This window comes from Pseudomonas sp. FW305-20 (genome assembly GCF_058788075.1).
In genome coordinates this window covers 47247-63381 of the sequence record NZ_JBYTAJ010000026.1, presented here as the reverse complement: position 1 = coordinate 63381, position 16135 = coordinate 47247, and the positions used below count along the sequence as shown (strand labels likewise).

The 16135-nt window shown below is 60.1% G+C and carries 11 protein-coding genes and 1 pseudogene; 6 read left to right on the top strand and 6 right to left on the bottom strand.

The window, feature by feature from the left end; all coding sequences use genetic code 11:
• The first annotated feature begins 200 nt into the window (after positions 1 to 200).
• Complete coding sequence (locus AC3WP4_RS20805; RefSeq protein ID WP_074875115.1) at positions 201 to 2129, top strand: transglycosylase SLT domain-containing protein; 1929 nt, start codon at positions 201 to 203, stop codon at positions 2127 to 2129.
• A 70-nt stretch (positions 2130 to 2199) separates the two neighbouring features.
• Here the strand turns inward: AC3WP4_RS20805 and AC3WP4_RS20800 are convergent.
• Positions 2200 to 2760: pseudogene (locus AC3WP4_RS20800) on the bottom strand (Fic family protein); the annotation flags it as partial.
• A 134-nt stretch (positions 2761 to 2894) separates the two neighbouring features.
• A complete protein-coding gene (locus tag AC3WP4_RS20795; RefSeq protein WP_173860482.1) occupies positions 2895 to 4670 on the bottom strand; it encodes an ABC transporter transmembrane domain-containing protein in 1776 nt (591 codons plus the stop codon).
• A 260-nt stretch (positions 4671 to 4930) separates the two neighbouring features.
• On the opposite strand from AC3WP4_RS20795, the gene AC3WP4_RS20790 reads away from it, so the two are divergent.
• A complete protein-coding gene (locus tag AC3WP4_RS20790) occupies positions 4931 to 5110 on the top strand; it encodes a PA1571 family protein (RefSeq protein WP_074875113.1) in 180 nt (59 codons plus the stop codon).
• Between the two features lie 158 nt (positions 5111 to 5268).
• Here AC3WP4_RS20790 and pdxB read toward each other — a convergent pair whose 3' ends face one another.
• Entirely contained in the window at positions 5269 to 6411 is a 1143-nt protein-coding gene (gene pdxB / locus AC3WP4_RS20785; RefSeq protein WP_074875111.1) for a 4-phosphoerythronate dehydrogenase PdxB, read from the bottom strand.
• Positions 6412 to 6742: 331 nt separating this feature from the next.
• Here pdxB and AC3WP4_RS20780 point away from each other — a divergent pair, with 331 nt between their 5' ends.
• A complete protein-coding gene (locus tag AC3WP4_RS20780) occupies positions 6743 to 8152 on the top strand; it encodes an MATE family efflux transporter (RefSeq protein WP_102616078.1) in 1410 nt (469 codons plus the stop codon).
• On the opposite strand, the gene tusA is transcribed toward AC3WP4_RS20780, so the two are convergent.
• The gene (gene tusA / locus AC3WP4_RS20775; RefSeq protein WP_007907805.1) at positions 8149 to 8400 is read right to left on the bottom strand and encodes a sulfurtransferase TusA; all 252 of its coding nucleotides are present in this window, start codon (positions 8398 to 8400) and stop codon (positions 8149 to 8151) included. The two genes, AC3WP4_RS20780 and tusA, sit on opposite strands and share 4 nt — an antisense overlap.
• Positions 8401 to 8595: 195 nt before the next feature.
• A complete protein-coding gene (rlmM, locus tag AC3WP4_RS20770; protein WP_008157308.1) occupies positions 8596 to 9669 on the bottom strand; it encodes a 23S rRNA (cytidine(2498)-2'-O)-methyltransferase RlmM in 1074 nt (357 codons plus the stop codon).
• Between the two features lie 222 nt (positions 9670 to 9891).
• Here rlmM and acnA point away from each other — a divergent pair, with 222 nt between their 5' ends.
• The 3 genes from acnA to AC3WP4_RS20755 all read left to right on the top strand — a co-directional run bounded on the left by acnA (position 9892) and on the right by AC3WP4_RS20755 (position 15336).
• Positions 9892 to 12633, top strand: a complete 2742-nt coding sequence (acnA, locus tag AC3WP4_RS20765) for an aconitate hydratase AcnA (RefSeq protein ID WP_074875107.1) — start codon at positions 9892 to 9894, stop codon at positions 12631 to 12633.
• A gap of 242 nt (positions 12634 to 12875) precedes the next feature.
• Positions 12876 to 13667, top strand: coding sequence for a CPBP family glutamic-type intramembrane protease (locus AC3WP4_RS20760; RefSeq protein ID WP_102616079.1), 792 nt, complete (start codon positions 12876 to 12878; stop codon positions 13665 to 13667).
• 103 nt (positions 13668 to 13770) lie between these two features.
• The gene (locus tag AC3WP4_RS20755; RefSeq protein ID WP_074875103.1) at positions 13771 to 15336 is read left to right on the top strand and encodes a methyl-accepting chemotaxis protein; all 1566 of its coding nucleotides are present in this window, start codon (positions 13771 to 13773) and stop codon (positions 15334 to 15336) included.
• 52 nt (positions 15337 to 15388) lie between these two features.
• On the opposite strand, the gene AC3WP4_RS20750 is transcribed toward AC3WP4_RS20755, so the two are convergent.
• Positions 15389 to 16066, bottom strand: a complete 678-nt coding sequence (locus tag AC3WP4_RS20750) for an alpha/beta family hydrolase (protein ID WP_102616080.1) — start codon at positions 16064 to 16066, stop codon at positions 15389 to 15391.
• Between the last annotated feature and the right edge of the window lie 69 nt (positions 16067 to 16135).

The following is a 16135-nucleotide window of genomic DNA, read 5'->3' as shown; positions in this document are numbered from 1 at the left end:
AACCGGGCGCGCATTCTACCTGAATTGAGGCTTCAGAAGGCCGGCAATTTCACCTTCGCGACACTCTGCATGACAAATGTTGCGAACTGATGCTGACAGGCCGGCAAAGCTTTCGCCCGCTGCTGGCAAAAGGCTAAGCTACAGTTAATTCAGTGTTGGTATCTTCAACGCTTGTCATGATTTCTCTGTTCGGACGTCTCATGCGCAGTCGCCTTTTTGGTCTTTTATCCTGTTTTCTTCTTTCTGCCACTGCCATCCAAACAGCACAGGCGGTGGACCTGTCTACCCAGCGTCAATACTACGATGAAGCCAAGCGTGCCCTGGCCAAGGGTGATACAGGTCCTTACTTCCGTTACAGCCAGGCTCTTAGTGATTACCCGTTGGAGCCTTATCTTGCGTATGACGAACTGACCGCACGTCTGAAAACCGCGAGCAATGCCGAAATCGAGAAATTTCTCGCCGAACACGGCGACCTGCCGCAAGCCAACTGGATGAAACTTCGCTGGTTGCGCTGGCTGGCCGATCGCGGCGACTGGGAGACCTTCGTCAAGTACTACGACCCCAAACTCAATTTCACCGAACTGGACTGCCTGAACGCGCAGAATCAGATCGCGCGCAAACAGAAGACCGAAGGTTATGCCAACGCCGAAAAACTCTGGCTGACCGGTAAATCGCTGCCTGGGGCATGTGATGGCTTGTTCGGGATCTGGGCCGCCGAAGGTCAACTGACCGAACAGAAACGCTGGGAGCGCACTAAACTCGCCGCCCAGGCGCGCAACTACCCGTTGGCCAACAGCCTGGTGAGTGGCCTGACCACCCTCGCCCCTCGCGGTCGTTTGTTGATAGATGTGGCGCAGAAACCCGAGCTGCTCAATCAGCCGTCGCGCTTCACCCCGGCCGACGAGCCAATGTCCGACATCGTCAGCCTCGGCCTGCGCCGCCTGGCCAAACAGGATCCGGACAAGGCCATGGCCTTGCTCGACGGCTATGCCAGCAGCATGCACTTCTCGCGAGACGAAAAAGTGGCCATCGCCCGAGAAATCGGACTGACCCTTGCACGACGTTTCGACAGCCGCGCGCTGGACGTGATGACCAAATACGACCCGGAGTTGCGGGACAACACCGTTTCTGAATGGCGCCTGCGCCTGCTATTGCGTCTGGCCCGCTGGGATGATGCCTATCAATTGACGCGTCGCCTGCCTCAGGATCTGGCCACCACCAACCGCTGGCGTTACTGGCAGGCTCGCAGCCTGGAACTGGCCCAGCCACAGAATCCCGAAGTACAGACGCTTTACAAGAACCTGGCTCAAGAGCGCGACTTCTACGGTTTCCTGGCCGCCGACCGCTCGCAGTCCCCCTATTCACTGAACAACAAACCGCTGGTGCTCAGTCAGGCGCTGATCAACAAGGTGCGCAATACCCCAGGCATACGACGCGCCCTGGAATTCCATGCTCGCGGGCAGATCGTCGACGGTCGTCGCGAGTGGTACCACGTCAGCCGCCACTTCAACCGCGACGAAATGGTCGCCCAGGCGAAACTGGCCTACGACCTGAAATGGTATTTCCCGGCAATTCGCACCATCAGTCAGGCGAAGTACTGGGACGACCTGGATATCCGCTTCCCGATGGCCCACCGCGAAACCCTGGTGCGCGAAGCCAAGGCTCGCGGCCTGCACTCGAGCTGGGTGTTCGCCATCACTCGCCAGGAAAGTGCCTTCATGGCCGACGCCCGCTCCGGCGTCGGCGCCAGCGGCCTGATGCAGCTGATGCCCGGCACCGCCAAGGAGACTGCGCGCAAGTTCAGCATTCCACTGGCCTCGCCGCAGCAAGTGTTCGATCCGGACAAGAACATCCAGCTCGGTGCCGCCTACCTGAGCCAGGTTCACAGCCAGTTCAATGGCAACCGCGTCCTCGCGTCCGCAGCCTACAACGCCGGCCCCGGCCGCGTGCGTCAGTGGCTACGCGGTGCGGACCATCTGAGCTTCGACGTCTGGGTGGAAAGCATCCCGTTCGACGAAACCCGTCAGTACGTGCAGAACGTGCTGTCGTACTCGGTGATCTACGGCCAGAAGCTCAACTCACCGCAGCCGTTGGTGGATTGGCATGAGCGCTATTTTGACGATCAATGAGCCTTCGAAGCACTGACAAAAAATGCCCGCATCGATTGATGCGGGCATTTTTTATTCGCGTCCAGAACGACTACGCCGACTTGAGCCGTGCGGCAATCCGCTTGCCATGCTGGGTCAGTCGATATTTTTGAGCAGGGCTGCTTGGCGACCCGGGATTGGTCATTTCAATCAAGTTGGCAGCCAATGCGGGCCTGAGAAAGTTAGCCCGAAAGGTCGCCTTGTGAGCCAAACCGACCTCTGTCATTAAGTCGCTGATTTTAAGCGTGCCGTTAATATGGAGCGCTGAAAGCAATTTCCCTACTGGGTCGCTTACCAGGTCGGTTACTGGGTCGGTTACTGATTCACCAAGGGCTGCTTCCTCAAGCGCGAGACTCAATGCTTGCAGCATGAACTCGACAAAAGGCGTCGCCTCAGCCAACTGATCAGCCGCCGACAATGCCGCGTAATAAGCATCCTGCTGATCTCGAATGACCGCTTCGACAGGCAAATATGCCAACACCGGGCGCCATTGACTGAGTATCAAAGTCTGCCAAAGACGGCCCATGCGTCCGTTACCGTCAGTGAAGGGATGGATGAACTCGAATTCGTAATGGAAGACGCAGCTGATGATTAGCGGATGCCAATCAGTCGCCGAGCATCCCCGCGACCAACGCCAACATTCTGGTGGTCAGGGTCAACGGGGGTTGATAACGACTCATATCTCTTTCCAGGCTCGCAACTGGGGTCGACATAATGCCCGACTCCGACAACATTCAGCAGCTCTCTTCACGCGGCCTCATGTCCATCGTTGAACTGCAACGCCGCCAACCGCGCATACAGCGCGTTACTCGCAATCAATTCCTGATGCGTCCCCACCGCCACCAGTTTCCCCTGGTCCATCACCGCGATCCGGTCAGCGTTTTTTACCGTCGCCAGTCGGTGGGCGATGACCAGCGTGGTGCGGTTTTTCATCAGGCTCGGCAGGGCTTGCTGGATCAGGTGTTCGCTCTGGGCGTCGAGAGCGCTGGTGGCTTCGTCCAGCAGCAGGATCGGTGCGTCCACCAGCAATGCCCGGGCGATGGCCAAGCGCTGGCGTTGGCCGCCGGACAAACCGAGGCCACCGTCGCCAAGGTGGGTCTGGTAGCCGTTGGGCATTTGTTCGATGAAGTCGTGGGCGTAGGCGATTTTCGCCGCTTCCTGAACCTGGGTCAGGGTGGCCGTCGGGTTGCCGTAGCGCAGGTTCTCTTCGATGCTGCCAAAGAACAGCGCCGGGGATTGCGAGACCAGAGCGAAGCAGCGGCGCAGGTCCAACGGATCGAGTTGAGTCAGCGGCACGCCGTCGAGCAAGATGCGTCCTTCGGCGGGGTCGTAGAAGCGCAGCAGCAAGTCATAAACCGTCGACTTGCCGGCACCGGACGGCCCGACCAATGCGAGGGTTTCGCCGGCATTGATCGTCAGATTCAAACCATCGACCGCATAGCTTTCGGGACGCGACGGGTAGGAAAAGCGCACGTCTTGCAGCACCAGTTCACCCTTTACCCGTTCAGGCAAGGTCACCAGGCCAGTCGTCGGTGGCTGGATGATGTTTTCCGAGCGCAGCAACTCGGCTATCCGCTCGGCGGCGCCAGCGGCACGCTGCAGTTCGCCGATCACTTCGCTCAACGTGCCGAATGCACTGCCGACAATCAGGCTGTAAAACACAAACGCCGCCAGCTCGCCCGCGGAAATCCGCCCGGCGATCACATCCATTCCGCCGACCCAGAGCATTACCCCGACGGCGCCCAGCACCAGCACGATCACCAGCGTTATCAGCCAGGCCCGCTGGAAGATCCGTTTGCGAGCGGTGTTGAAGGCCTCCTCCACGGTCGCGGCAAAGCGCTGCTCATCCTGGACTTGATGGTTGTAAGCCTGCACGGTTTTGATCTGGCCCAGGGTTTCGGAAACATAGCTGCCGATATCGGCAATCCGGTCCTGGCTCAGGCGCGACAGACTACGCACCCGACGGCCGAAGATCAGGATCGGCGCGATCACCAACGGCAACGCGACCACCACGATGCTGGTGAGTTTGGGGTTGGTGATAAACAGCAGGACAATCCCGCCGATCACCATCAACAGGTTGCGCAAAAACAGCGACAGCGAAGAGCCGATCACCGATTGCAGCAGCGTGGTGTCAGCAGTCAACCGCGACTGGATCTCGGAGCTGCGGTTGTCTTCGTAGAATCCTGGGTGCAGATAAATCAGATGATTGAACACTTGACGACGGATGTCCGCGACAACGCGCTCGCCGATCCATGAGACCAGGTAAAAACGCGCGAAGGTGCCAATCGCCAGCCCGACCACCAGCAACATGAACAAGCCGATGGACTGGTTGAGCAAATGCGGCGACTGGGTCATGAAACCCTGATCCACCAGCAGGCGAATCCCCTGCCCCATGGACAAGGTAATACCCGCCGTCACGATCAATGCGAGCAAGGCACCGACGGCCGGCCAGCGATAAGGCGCGATGAAACGCAGGGCCAGGCGCATGGCGCGACGGTGACGGGAAGAGAGGATGGAGATCATTCGATGGCGCAACCAATAGGGTTTGACGCGATCAAGCCTACACCGGTCGATGGGATTGAACGCTGTAAATCAAAATGAGTCAGGTTAAATATGACCGCAAAGACTAGGCCCTAGACGGTATTGGTCTAAAGTCCGAGTGGCAACGCCGCGGTATTTCTGGTGGACTGATGTCGCCGCCCTGGAAAGATCGCAAGAAGCTGTCACAGCCCGGTCACGTGGCGGTTCTACAGTTAGTACACAACCTGATGAGGAGACAGGCCATGTCCTTGCAAAACAGCAGCGAAGACAAGATTCCAGTGATCCGCACGCAGCCAGACCAGTCTTTGGGTTGCTCGATTATCGATAAGGATGGGCGAGAAGTACCGATCACTGAAAACATGATCCAGGACGCTTGCCGCGAACTGGAAAAGCGATTGGTCAAGCCTGCCGAACAAGAGTGATATAGCCACCGTCTTCTTGACCCGGCCTCTGATGGCCGGGTTTTTTATGGCGGCTGATCCAGAATTGAGGTGCAGCCATTCGCGAGCAGGCTCGCTCCCACAATACGACTGAGATTAATGTGGGAGCGAGCCTGCTCGCGAAGGGGCCAACTCGATGTTCAGACAGCAGAAGCCCCCAACCCCGCGACGATCTTCTGCAATGCCGGCGAATCCCCCTCGATCCGCACCCGCAACCCATCAATCTCACGCCGCAATGGATAATGTTTGCGCAGTGAATCGAACGCCGCACGCTGTTCACTCACATTGCCTACAAGGCTGCGACGGAAATCCGCATCGTCGCGGCGCGGGTCGTACACGCCACGGCACAACATGGCCAGCGACCAGGCCGGATCGCTGTTGGCGTTCAAGGTCACTTGCGACAACCAGGGCGCGGGCAGCAAATCGTTCAAATTGATCGGGGCCGCTTGCCCGAGAAAAGCGCAATAGGCCTGATAGATCTGCGCAGTCCCACGTTGTCTGCCATCGAGGCTGTAACCGGCAATGTGCGGCGTCGCCAGCACGCAGAGTTCGGCCAAGGCCACATCGACCTCCGGCTCGCCTTCCCAGACGTCCAGCACTGCTTGCAGGTCTTCACGTTGCAGCAGCACCTCGCGCAGGGCGGCGTTGTCCACCACCGGGCCACGACTGGCGTTGATCAACCAGGCGCCAGGCTTGAGCTGGTTCAAGCGGTTTTTATCCAACAGATGCCAGGTCGACTGGGCACCGTGTTTCTTCAACGGCGTGTGCAGGCTGATGACATCGCACTGCTCGATGATCTGTTCGAGGCTGACGTAATCGCCACCTTCTGCCGCTTGCCTTGGCGGATCGCAGACCAGCACGTTCCAGCCCAGACCTTGCAGAACCTTGACCAGTCGGCCGCCCACTTCACCGGCACCGACGATGCCGTAGGTGCGTTGTGCCAGGTCGGCGCCTTCGATTTCGGCCAGGGTCAGCAGACTGCCGAGCACGTAGTCGACCACGCCGCGGGCGTTGCAGCCGGGTGCACTGGACCAGGTGATGCCGGCCCGCTGAAAGTAATCCAGATCCAGGTGATCGGTGCCGATGGTGCAGGTGCCGACAAAGCGGACCTTGCTGCCTTCGAGCAACGCGCGGTTAACGTTGGTCACCGAGCGCACCAGCAGCACATCGGCCTGTTCGACGGTGGCGCGGTCGATTGAACGTCCCGGCACCCGGCGGATTTCACCGAAACCTTCGAAGAAGGCATCGAGCAGCGGGATATTTTCGTCGGCAACAATCAGCATGGCAGGCTCCTTTGGCGGATCGGCAGTGTAGGCGGAGATGGCCGGTGTGAGCCAGCAAGCATTGCACAGACCCTGTAGCAGCTGGCGCAGCCTGCGTTCGGCTGCGAAGCAGTCGTAAACCCTGTGCTCGCGGTTTACCTGATACACCGCGCTGCCTGATTTCACGACTGCTTCGCAGCCGAACGCAGGCTGCGCCAGCTGCTACAGGGTCTGCGGCGCCATAGAGAATCGAAAACCGATTACAAATCCGCAACACAGCACTTTTCCTGACCACTGCGTCAGGGCGTAGAATGCGCCGCCTTGCGCATCAATATCTCTGGACGTTTCGCCCTTGAATTCCGTGACTGACCGCCCCGCCGCTACTTCCCTCACCCGCCCGGCCCGGGTTCGCCTGGAGCTGAAAAACCTGCTCGGCCTGGCCTTGCCGATCATGATCGCGCAGCTGGCGACCACCGCCATGGGCTTCGTCGATGCGGTAATGGCGGGCCGGGTCGGGCCACGGGATCTGGCAGCGGTGGCGCTGGGCAACTCGATCTGGGTGCCGGTGTTTCTGTTGATGACCGGCACGCTGCTGGCGACCACCCCGAAAGTCGCCCAGCGTTTCGGCGCCGGCACCCACAGCGAGATCGGCCCGATCGTGCGCCAGGCTCTGTGGCTGGCATTAGTGGTGGGATTGATGGCGACCGGCATGTTGTTCAGTGCCGAACCGATTCTGCACATCATGAAGGTCGATCCCGAATTGATCGGCCCGTGCATGCAATACCTGCACGGCATCGCCACCGGTTTGCCCGCCGTTGCCTTCTACCATGTGCTGCGCTGCTTCAGTGACGGGCTGGGACGTACGCGCCCGGCCATGGTGCTGGGGCTGTGCGGACTGGCGTTGAACATTCCGCTGAACTACATCTTCATCTATGGCCACTTCGGTGTGCCGGCCATGGGCGGTGTCGGTTGCGGCTGGGCCACGGCGATCGTGATGTGGGTAATGGCGCTGGGCATGGCCGGCTGGGAGCGCTGGGCGCCGGCGTATCAGTCGAGTGAGTTGTTCAGCCGTTTCGACTGGCCGCAATGGTCGGTGATCAAACGCCTGCTGGGCATCGGCCTGCCGATCGGCATCGCGGTATTTGCCGAATCGAGCATCTTCGCCGTGATTGCGCTGCTGATCGGCAGCCTCGGCGCCACCGTGGTGGCCGGGCATCAGATCGCGCTGAATTTCAGCTCGTTGGTGTTCATGATCCCCTACTCCCTCGGCATGGCCGTGACCGTGCGAGTCGGTCAGGCGCTGGGCCGCGAGGAGCCACGTGAAGCCCGCTTCGCCGCCGGTGTCGGCATGGGCACCGCCCTGGCTTATGCGTGTTTGTCGGCGAGCCTGATGCTATTGCTGCGTGAACCCATTGCTGCGATTTACACCGCCGACCCGACGGTGATTCAGGTGGCTGCCATGCTGATTGTGTATTCGGCGCTGTTCCAGTTTTCCGATGCGATCCAGGTGACGGCTGCGGGCGCGTTGCGCGGCTATCAGGACACGCGGGTGACGATGATCCTGACGCTGTTCGCTTACTGGGGCATTGGTCTGCCGGTGGGTTACGCGCTGGGCCTGACCGATTGGTTCGGCGCGCCGAGCGGCCCGAGCGGGCTGTGGCAGGGATTGATCGTGGGCTTGAGTTGCGCGGCGTTGATGCTGTCGATCCGCCTGACGCGCAGTGCACGCAAGCGGATCCGCATCAGCCATTCGGCGGGTTAAGCGAGTTTCTTGCGGATCCAGTAGAGGTAGGTGCCTGCCTCTTCGTGCTGCGCCACCAGTTCGTGGTCGAGAAACACACAGAACTTGGGAATGTCGCGACGGGTCGACGGGTCGGTGGCGATCACCTTGAGCAGGCCGCCGGGCACCAGGTCACGGATGTGCTGGTGCAGCATCATCACCGGTTCCGGGCAGTTGAGGCCGGTGGCGTCGAGGGTGCCGTCAACCGGCGTATCAATCATTTCACTCATGATTCACTCCTGAAACTTGCCGGCATTGTCGCGCATTGCCGGGTGTTCGGTCATCTGTGGCGTTACACCGCTGATCGTTCCCACGCTCTGCGTGGGAATGCATCCCGTGACGCTCCGCGTCACATTCAAAGGCGGAACGCGGAGCGTCCCCGGCGGCATTCCCACGCAGAGCGTGGGAACGATCAGTGTGCAAGATCAGCGGGACTTGGGTTTCTTCACGTCGAGCCGGCGCAGGTGGCAGGTCACTTCTTCACGGTCGTGGTACAGCTGTTTGCAGCCGATCTCGACCCGAATCCCGCGTTCCTTGAACCCGTCGGCAATGCGTTCCAGCAAGCGCTTCACTTCGGCGTAACGCTGTTTCATCGGCAGCTTGAGGTTGACCACCGCTTCGCGGCAATGCCCTTCGCCAATCCACTCTTCCAGCATCGCGGCGTTGCGCGCCGGTTTCTCGACGATGTCGCAGACCATCCAGTCCACCGGCTGCTTGGGTTTGAAGGTGAAACCGTCGGCCATCAAGTGTTGCACCAGACCTGTGTCCATCAGGCTTTCGGCCATCGGGCCGTTGTCGATGGCAGTCACCAGCATGCCGCGGTTGACCAGTTGCCAAGTCCAGCCGCCGGGTGCGGCGCCAAGGTCGACGCCAGTCATGTCGCTGTGCAGACGCTCGTCCCACTGGTCGCGCGGGATGAAATGGTGCCACGCCTCTTCGAGTTTCAGCGTCGAACGGCTCGGCGCTTCACGCGGAAACTTCAGGCGCGGAATGCCCATCGGCCACATCGCCGAGTTGTTCGACTCGGCCAGGCCCATGAACACTTCTCGGCCACTTTTGAAAGTCAGCAGCAGGCGCGGTTTGTGGGCATCTTCAACCAGTTTTCCAGCGGCCATCAGCGCCTTGCGCAGGTGGCCTTCGAACTTCTTGCAGAAGTTCGACAGTTCCTTGCCATCGTTGGTGTCGACCATTTCCAGCCACAGGCTGCCGCACAGCGGAAAGTCCGCCATGTGCGCGAGGATCACGCTGATGCGGTCGGTTTCCGGCAGATCGATGAAGATCCCGCGAGCCCACTGCCGCGGGAAGATCAGATCGGCGAAACGCTGGCCACGCATCAGGCGCTCGGCACCGTCTTCTTCGGTGCAGATGAATTCGGCGCAGGCGCTGGCGGTCTTGGCCTTGGCATAACCGGCCACGTTCAGCCGCGCGGCGTGTTCGGAAATCTCGGAACAGACTTCGCCTTCGAAGCCCGGCCGGCAATGCATAAAGAGGGTGTTCATTCTTACTCCTGGGCAGATGGCGAGAAATTCAACCACTGCGCGATGCCCAGACTTGCGTTGAAGCAAAGCCTGTCACGAAAACCGGCGCATGATAGCCGAGTTCGGAACCCTGGGCTTGGCCATAGAGTCCAGTTATTAGCGTTAACGAATGAACAGGGCTAGGTTAAAGGCTCTGTCTGTCCCGTCAGTCCGTAGCCGTGCGGACTCAAAGGAGTCATTTCAATGCCGTCCCTCGATAGCCTGAAAACCCTTAAAACCTTACAAGTCGACGACAAGACCTATCACTATTTCAGCCTGCCGGATGCCGCCAAAAGCCTGGGCGACCTGGACAAGCTGCCGATGTCGTTGAAAGTGCTGCTGGAAAACCTGCTGCGCTGGGAAGATGAAAAAACCGTCACCGGCGCCGACCTCAAGGCGATTGCCGCCTGGCTCAAGGAGCGTCGCTCCGACCGCGAAATCCAGTACCGTCCCGCGCGGGTGTTGATGCAGGACTTTACCGGCGTTCCCGCGGTGGTCGATCTGGCCGCCATGCGCGCCGCGATGGCCAAGGCCGGCGGCGACCCGCAGCGTATCAATCCGCTCTCCCCCGTGGACCTGGTGATCGACCATTCGGTCATGGTCGACAAATTCGCCAGCGCCAGCGCCTTCGAACAGAACGTCGACATCGAAATGCAGCGTAATGGCGAACGTTATGCGTTCCTGCGTTGGGGCCAAAGCGCCTTCAACAACTTCAGCGTGGTACCGCCGGGCACCGGGATCTGCCACCAGGTGAATCTGGAATACCTGGGGCGCACGGTCTGGACCAAGGACGAGGACGGTCGCACCTACGCCTTCCCCGACACCCTGGTCGGCACCGACTCCCACACCACCATGATCAACGGTCTCGGCGTACTCGGCTGGGGTGTCGGCGGGATCGAAGCGGAAGCGGCGATGCTGGGTCAACCGGTGTCGATGCTGATCCCGGAAGTGATCGGCTTCAAACTCACCGGCAAGCTCAAGGAAGGCATCACCGCCACCGACCTGGTGCTGACCGTCACCCAGATGCTGCGCAAGAAAGGCGTGGTCGGCAAATTCGTCGAGTTCTACGGTGACGGCCTCGCCGACCTGCCGCTGGCCGACCGCGCGACCATCGCCAACATGGCCCCGGAATACGGTGCCACCTGCGGCTTTTTCCCGGTGGATGACATCACCCTGGACTACCTGCGTTTATCCGGTCGCAGCAGCGAAACCGTGAAACTGGTCGAGGCCTACAGCAAAATCCAGGGCCTGTGGCGCCTGCCGGGTCAGGAACCGGTGTTCACCGACAGCCTGGCGTTGGACATGGGCAGCGTCGAAGCCAGCCTTGCCGGGCCGAAACGCCCACAAGACCGGGTATCGCTGCCGCATGTCGCGCAAGCGTTCAGTGACTTCGTCGATCTGCAATTCAAACCCACCAGCAAGGAAATCGGTCGTCTCGAAAGTGAAGGCGGCGGTGGCGTTGCGGTGGGCAATGCCGACCTGGCTGGTGAAGCCGACTACGAGTACGAAGGTCAGACCTATCGATTGAAAAACGGTGCGGTGGTGATCGCGGCGATTACCTCCTGCACCAACACTTCCAACCCGAGCGTGATGATGGCCGCCGGCCTGGTGGCGAAGAAAGCCGTGGAAAAAGGCCTCAAGCGCAAACCGTGGGTCAAGAGTTCGCTGGCCCCGGGCTCGAAAGTGGTCACTGACTACTACAAGGCTGCCGGCCTGACTCAATACCTTGATGAACTGGGTTTTGCCTTGGTCGGTTACGGCTGCACCACCTGCATTGGCAACTCCGGGCCATTGTCGGAGCCGATCGAAAAAGCCATTCAAGCCGCCGACCTGACCGTCGCCTCGGTGTTGTCGGGCAACCGCAACTTCGAAGGCCGCGTGCATCCGCTGGTGAAAACCAACTGGCTGGCCTCACCGCCGCTGGTCGTCGCCTATGCGCTGGCCGGGACGGTGCGCATCGACATCAGCAGCGAGCCTTTGGGTACCGACAAAGAGGGCAATCTGGTGTATCTGCGGGACATCTGGCCAAGCACCAAGGAAATCGCCGACGCGGTGAACCAGGTCAATACCGCGATGTTCCACAAGGAATACGCCGAAGTGTTTGCCGGCGATGAGCAATGGCAGGCAATCGAAGTGCCGCAAGCGGCGACCTATGTCTGGCAGGACGATTCGACGTACATCCAGCATCCACCATTCTTCGACGACATCGGCGGGCCGCCGCCGGTGGTCAAGGACGTCGCCGGTGCCAGAGTCCTCGCGCTGCTGGGTGATTCGGTGACCACCGACCACATCTCCCCGGCCGGCAACATCAAGGCCGACAGCCCCGCAGGCCACTACCTGCGCGACAAAGGTGTGGAACCACGGGACTTCAACTCCTACGGCTCGCGACGGGGCAACCACGAAGTGATGATGCGCGGCACCTTTGCCAACATCCGCATTCGTAACGAGATGCTCGGCGGCGAAGAAGGCGGTAATACGATTTACATTCCTACCGGGGAGAGGATGCCGATCTACGACGCGGCTATGCGTTATCAAGCCTCGGGCACGCCGCTGGTGGTGATTGCCGGGCAAGAATACGGCACCGGTTCGAGTCGCGATTGGGCGGCGAAGGGCACCAATCTGTTGGGGGTCAAAGCGGTCATTGCCGAGAGCTTCGAACGGATTCACCGTTCCAACCTGGTGGGCATGGGCGTGTTGCCGTTGCAGTTCAAACTGGATCAAAACCGCAAGAGCCTGAACCTGACCGGCAAGGAGACGCTGGATATTCTCGGCTTGACCGGCGTGGAGCTGACGCCGCGGATGAACCTGACGCTGGTGATCACCCGTGAAGACGGCAGCCGCGAGAAAATCGAGGTGTTGTGCCGGATCGATACCCTCAATGAGGTGGAGTACTTCAAGGCCGGGGGGATTTTGCATTACGTGTTGCGGCAGTTGATTGCCTCGTAATAGCCAACTGACACAGACACCGCCTTCGGGCGGTGTTTTTGTTTGGGCCGCGAGCCACCCTATACTCCCGCGCCCTATGTAGCAGCTGCCGAAGGCTGCGTTCGGCTGCGAAGCAGTCGTAAACCCTGAATCCACGATAAATCTGAAAGACCGCGGTGCCTGATTAGCGACTGCTTCGCAGCCAAACGCAGCCTTCGGCAGCTGCTACAGGTTATCCGCTGACCAAAAACCAAGGACTTCAAATAATGACTCTGCCATGGAACTACCTGGCCCTTCTTTCTATTGGCTATGGTCTGGCACTGAGCTACGGCCATCTCGGATGGCTCGCCGGGATATCCGTCGCGCTGCTGCTGACTGCCGGTTTTGCGGTGCGCCAACAACAGGTGCGGATCGGCCACTACCTCGGTCATGGCTTGTTCATTTTCATGGCCTTGGCGTTGGCGCTGCACTGGCTCCCCGGGTTCTACAACGGTCGAGGGATCAACCCTCAACGTTTTACCGATGATGCCGTGACGTTTGCCATGTACCTGAATCTGGACAAGCCCCTGATCGGTTTCTGGCTACTGCTGGTCTGCCCGTGGATTGTCGGCCGACGTTCGCTGCGCCTCGGCGTTTATGCCTCTGCGCTGGCGCTGTCCCTGAGTGCCGTGCTGGCCTTGGGTGGCGCACTGTTGCTGGGCGTGATCAGTTGGGCACCGAAGTGGCCGGATCAAGCCTGGTTGTGGCTACTGAACAACCTGCTGCTGGTGACGCTGGTCGAGGAAGCGCTCTTTCGCGGCTATATCCAGGGTGGTCTGACCCGGTGCTTCAAAAACCTGCCCTACGGTGAAAACCTCGCCCTGCTCCTCGCCTCGCTGCTGTTCGGTCTGGCGCATGTGGGGGCCGGGTGGCAATGGGTGTTGCTGGCGAGCCTGGCAGGTGTCAGCTATGGTCTGGCCTACCGTTTTGGTGGCTTGGGTGCGGCCATCGCCACCCATTTCGGCCTGAACCTGCTGCATTTCGGACTGTTCACCTATCCGATGCTTGCCAGCTGACGCAAGGGTCGTTTTGCGACGCGCCACTGATTACCGAAAAATAATCTCAATAAATGGCTGACGATGCCGACAACCCGTCAAAGCCTTGCGGATTGAAAAAGCCATGCGTAACAACCAGCCAATTACACAACGCGAACGGACCTTCCCGGCTCAGCAACGGTTGATTTCCACCACCGATGCCAAGGGCGTGATCACCTACTGCAACGACGCTTTCGTCGAAATCAGCGGGTATTCTCGTGAAGAGCTGATCCGTGCGCCGCATAACCTGGTCCGTCACCCTGACGTCCCGGCCGCGGTATTCGCGCACATGTGGGGCACACTGAAACAAGGCTTGCCATGGATGGGCATTGTCAAGAATCGCTGCAAGACCGGTGATCACTACTGGGTTAACGCCTATGTCACGCCGGTTTTCGAAGGCAATCAGGTGGTCGGTTACGAATCGGTGCGGGTCAAACCCACCGCCGAGCAGATCCGCCGTGCCGAAGCGCTCTACCAACGCATCAACCAGGGCAAGTCGGCGATTCCTTCAACGGACAAATGGCTGCCGGTGCTACAGGACTGGCTGCCGTTCATTCTGGTCAGCCAACTGAGCTTCATGATCGGTGCGTCGCTCAATTCCCAATGGGGTTTTGCGTTGGCCGCCGGTCTGTCGGTGCCATTGGGTCTGTTGGGGTTGAGCTGGCAACAGCGCGGCCTCAAGCGTCTGCTGCATCTGGCTGGGCAGACCACCTCCGACCCGCTGATCGCGCAGATGTACACCGACAGCCGCGGCGCTCAAGCGCGTCTGGAGATGTCGATCCTCAGCCAGGAAGCCCGCCTGAAAACCTGCCTGACCCGTCTGCAGGACACCGCCGAGCACCTGAGCGAACAAGCGAAACAGTCCGACACCCTGGCGCATAACAGCTCCAATGGTCTGGAACGCCAACGCGTCGAAACCGAGCAAGTGGCCACTGCCGTCAATCAGATGGCCGCCACCACGCAGGAAGTCGCCAGCCACGTGCAGCGCACGGCCGATGCGACTCAAGAAGCCAATCGCCTGACCGGTCGCGGTCGCGACATCGCCGGGGAAACCCGCGAAGCCATCCAGCGCCTGTCGGTGGTGGTGGGTGAAACCGGGCTGACCGTGACCCAACTGGCCAAGGACAGCGACGAAATCGGTGGCGTGGTCGATGTGATCAAAGGCATCGCCGACCAGACCAACCTGCTGGCCTTGAACGCGGCTATCGAAGCGGCCCGTGCCGGTGAAATGGGTCGTGGCTTCGCGGTAGTCGCCGACGAAGTTCGCCAACTGGCGCAACGCACCAGCGAATCCACCGGGCAGATCCACGCGTTGATCGCCAAGCTCCAGCAAACCGCCAGCACCGCGGTGCAAACCATGGAGGCTGGCCATCGCCAGGCCGAAGAAGGTGTGGCGCGGGTTCTGGAAGCGGATCAGGCGCTAGTGGGGATCAGCGAAGCGGTGGCCAACATCACCGACATGACCACCCAGATCGCGGCGGCGACCGAAGAGCAAAGCGCTGTCGCCGAAGAGATCAGCCGTAACATCAGCAACATCTCGCACCTGGCGGATCAGACCTCGGAACAGGCGCAACACTCGGCATTGTTGAGTGAAGAGCTGACGAAGACGGCGAATACCCAGTATTCGTTGGTGGAGCGGTTTAACCGCTGATAGCGCCTCGCCTGATCCTGATCGTTCCCACGCTCTGCGTGGGAACGATCGCTTAGCGCAGGAAATCAGCAACCTTCTGCGCCGCAGCCTCCAAATGCTGCTCATGGGTAAACCCGGAAGCCTTCAACGGCTTCAAATCATGATCCCCCGCGACCAGCCAGAACACCTCGATACTCGGTGCCAACGTGTAAGCCTCGACGGCCTCACGATTGCCCAACGCATCCCGCTCGCCCTGCACAATTAACGTCCGCGTCTTCAGCCCGGCCAAATGCTCGACCCGTGGTTTCTCAGGTTTCCCTACCGCATAAAACGGATATCCGAGGCACACCAACGCATCGGCCTCCAGTTCATCCGCCAACAAACTCGCCATCCGCCCGCCCATGGACTTGCCACCAATGGCCAGACGCCCAGCGACATGGCGTCGCACCACGGCATAGACCTCACGCCAGCACTCGAGCAGTTTCGGCGCTGGGTTCGGTGGACGTTTACCCCCATCAACACGCCGTTGCGCCATGTACGGAAACTCGAAGCGCAGCACGTTGATCCCAGATGCAGCAAGGCGCGCAGCCATGTCGTTCATCCAGGCGCTGTCCATGGGTGCGCCGGCACCGTGAGCGAGAATCAGCGTCGCCGATGCTGGAGTGGTGGCGGCATTCCATAACCATCCATGATCCCGTACACACCGCGCCCATTGATCCTCGTCAATACTGGCCTTGTGCTCTTTGTCCATGCTTGCCTCGCTTTTAGTCTGCCTATAACTCCAGGCGAAGGGAGCGTCTGCCGTGCGGCTTACTCGCAA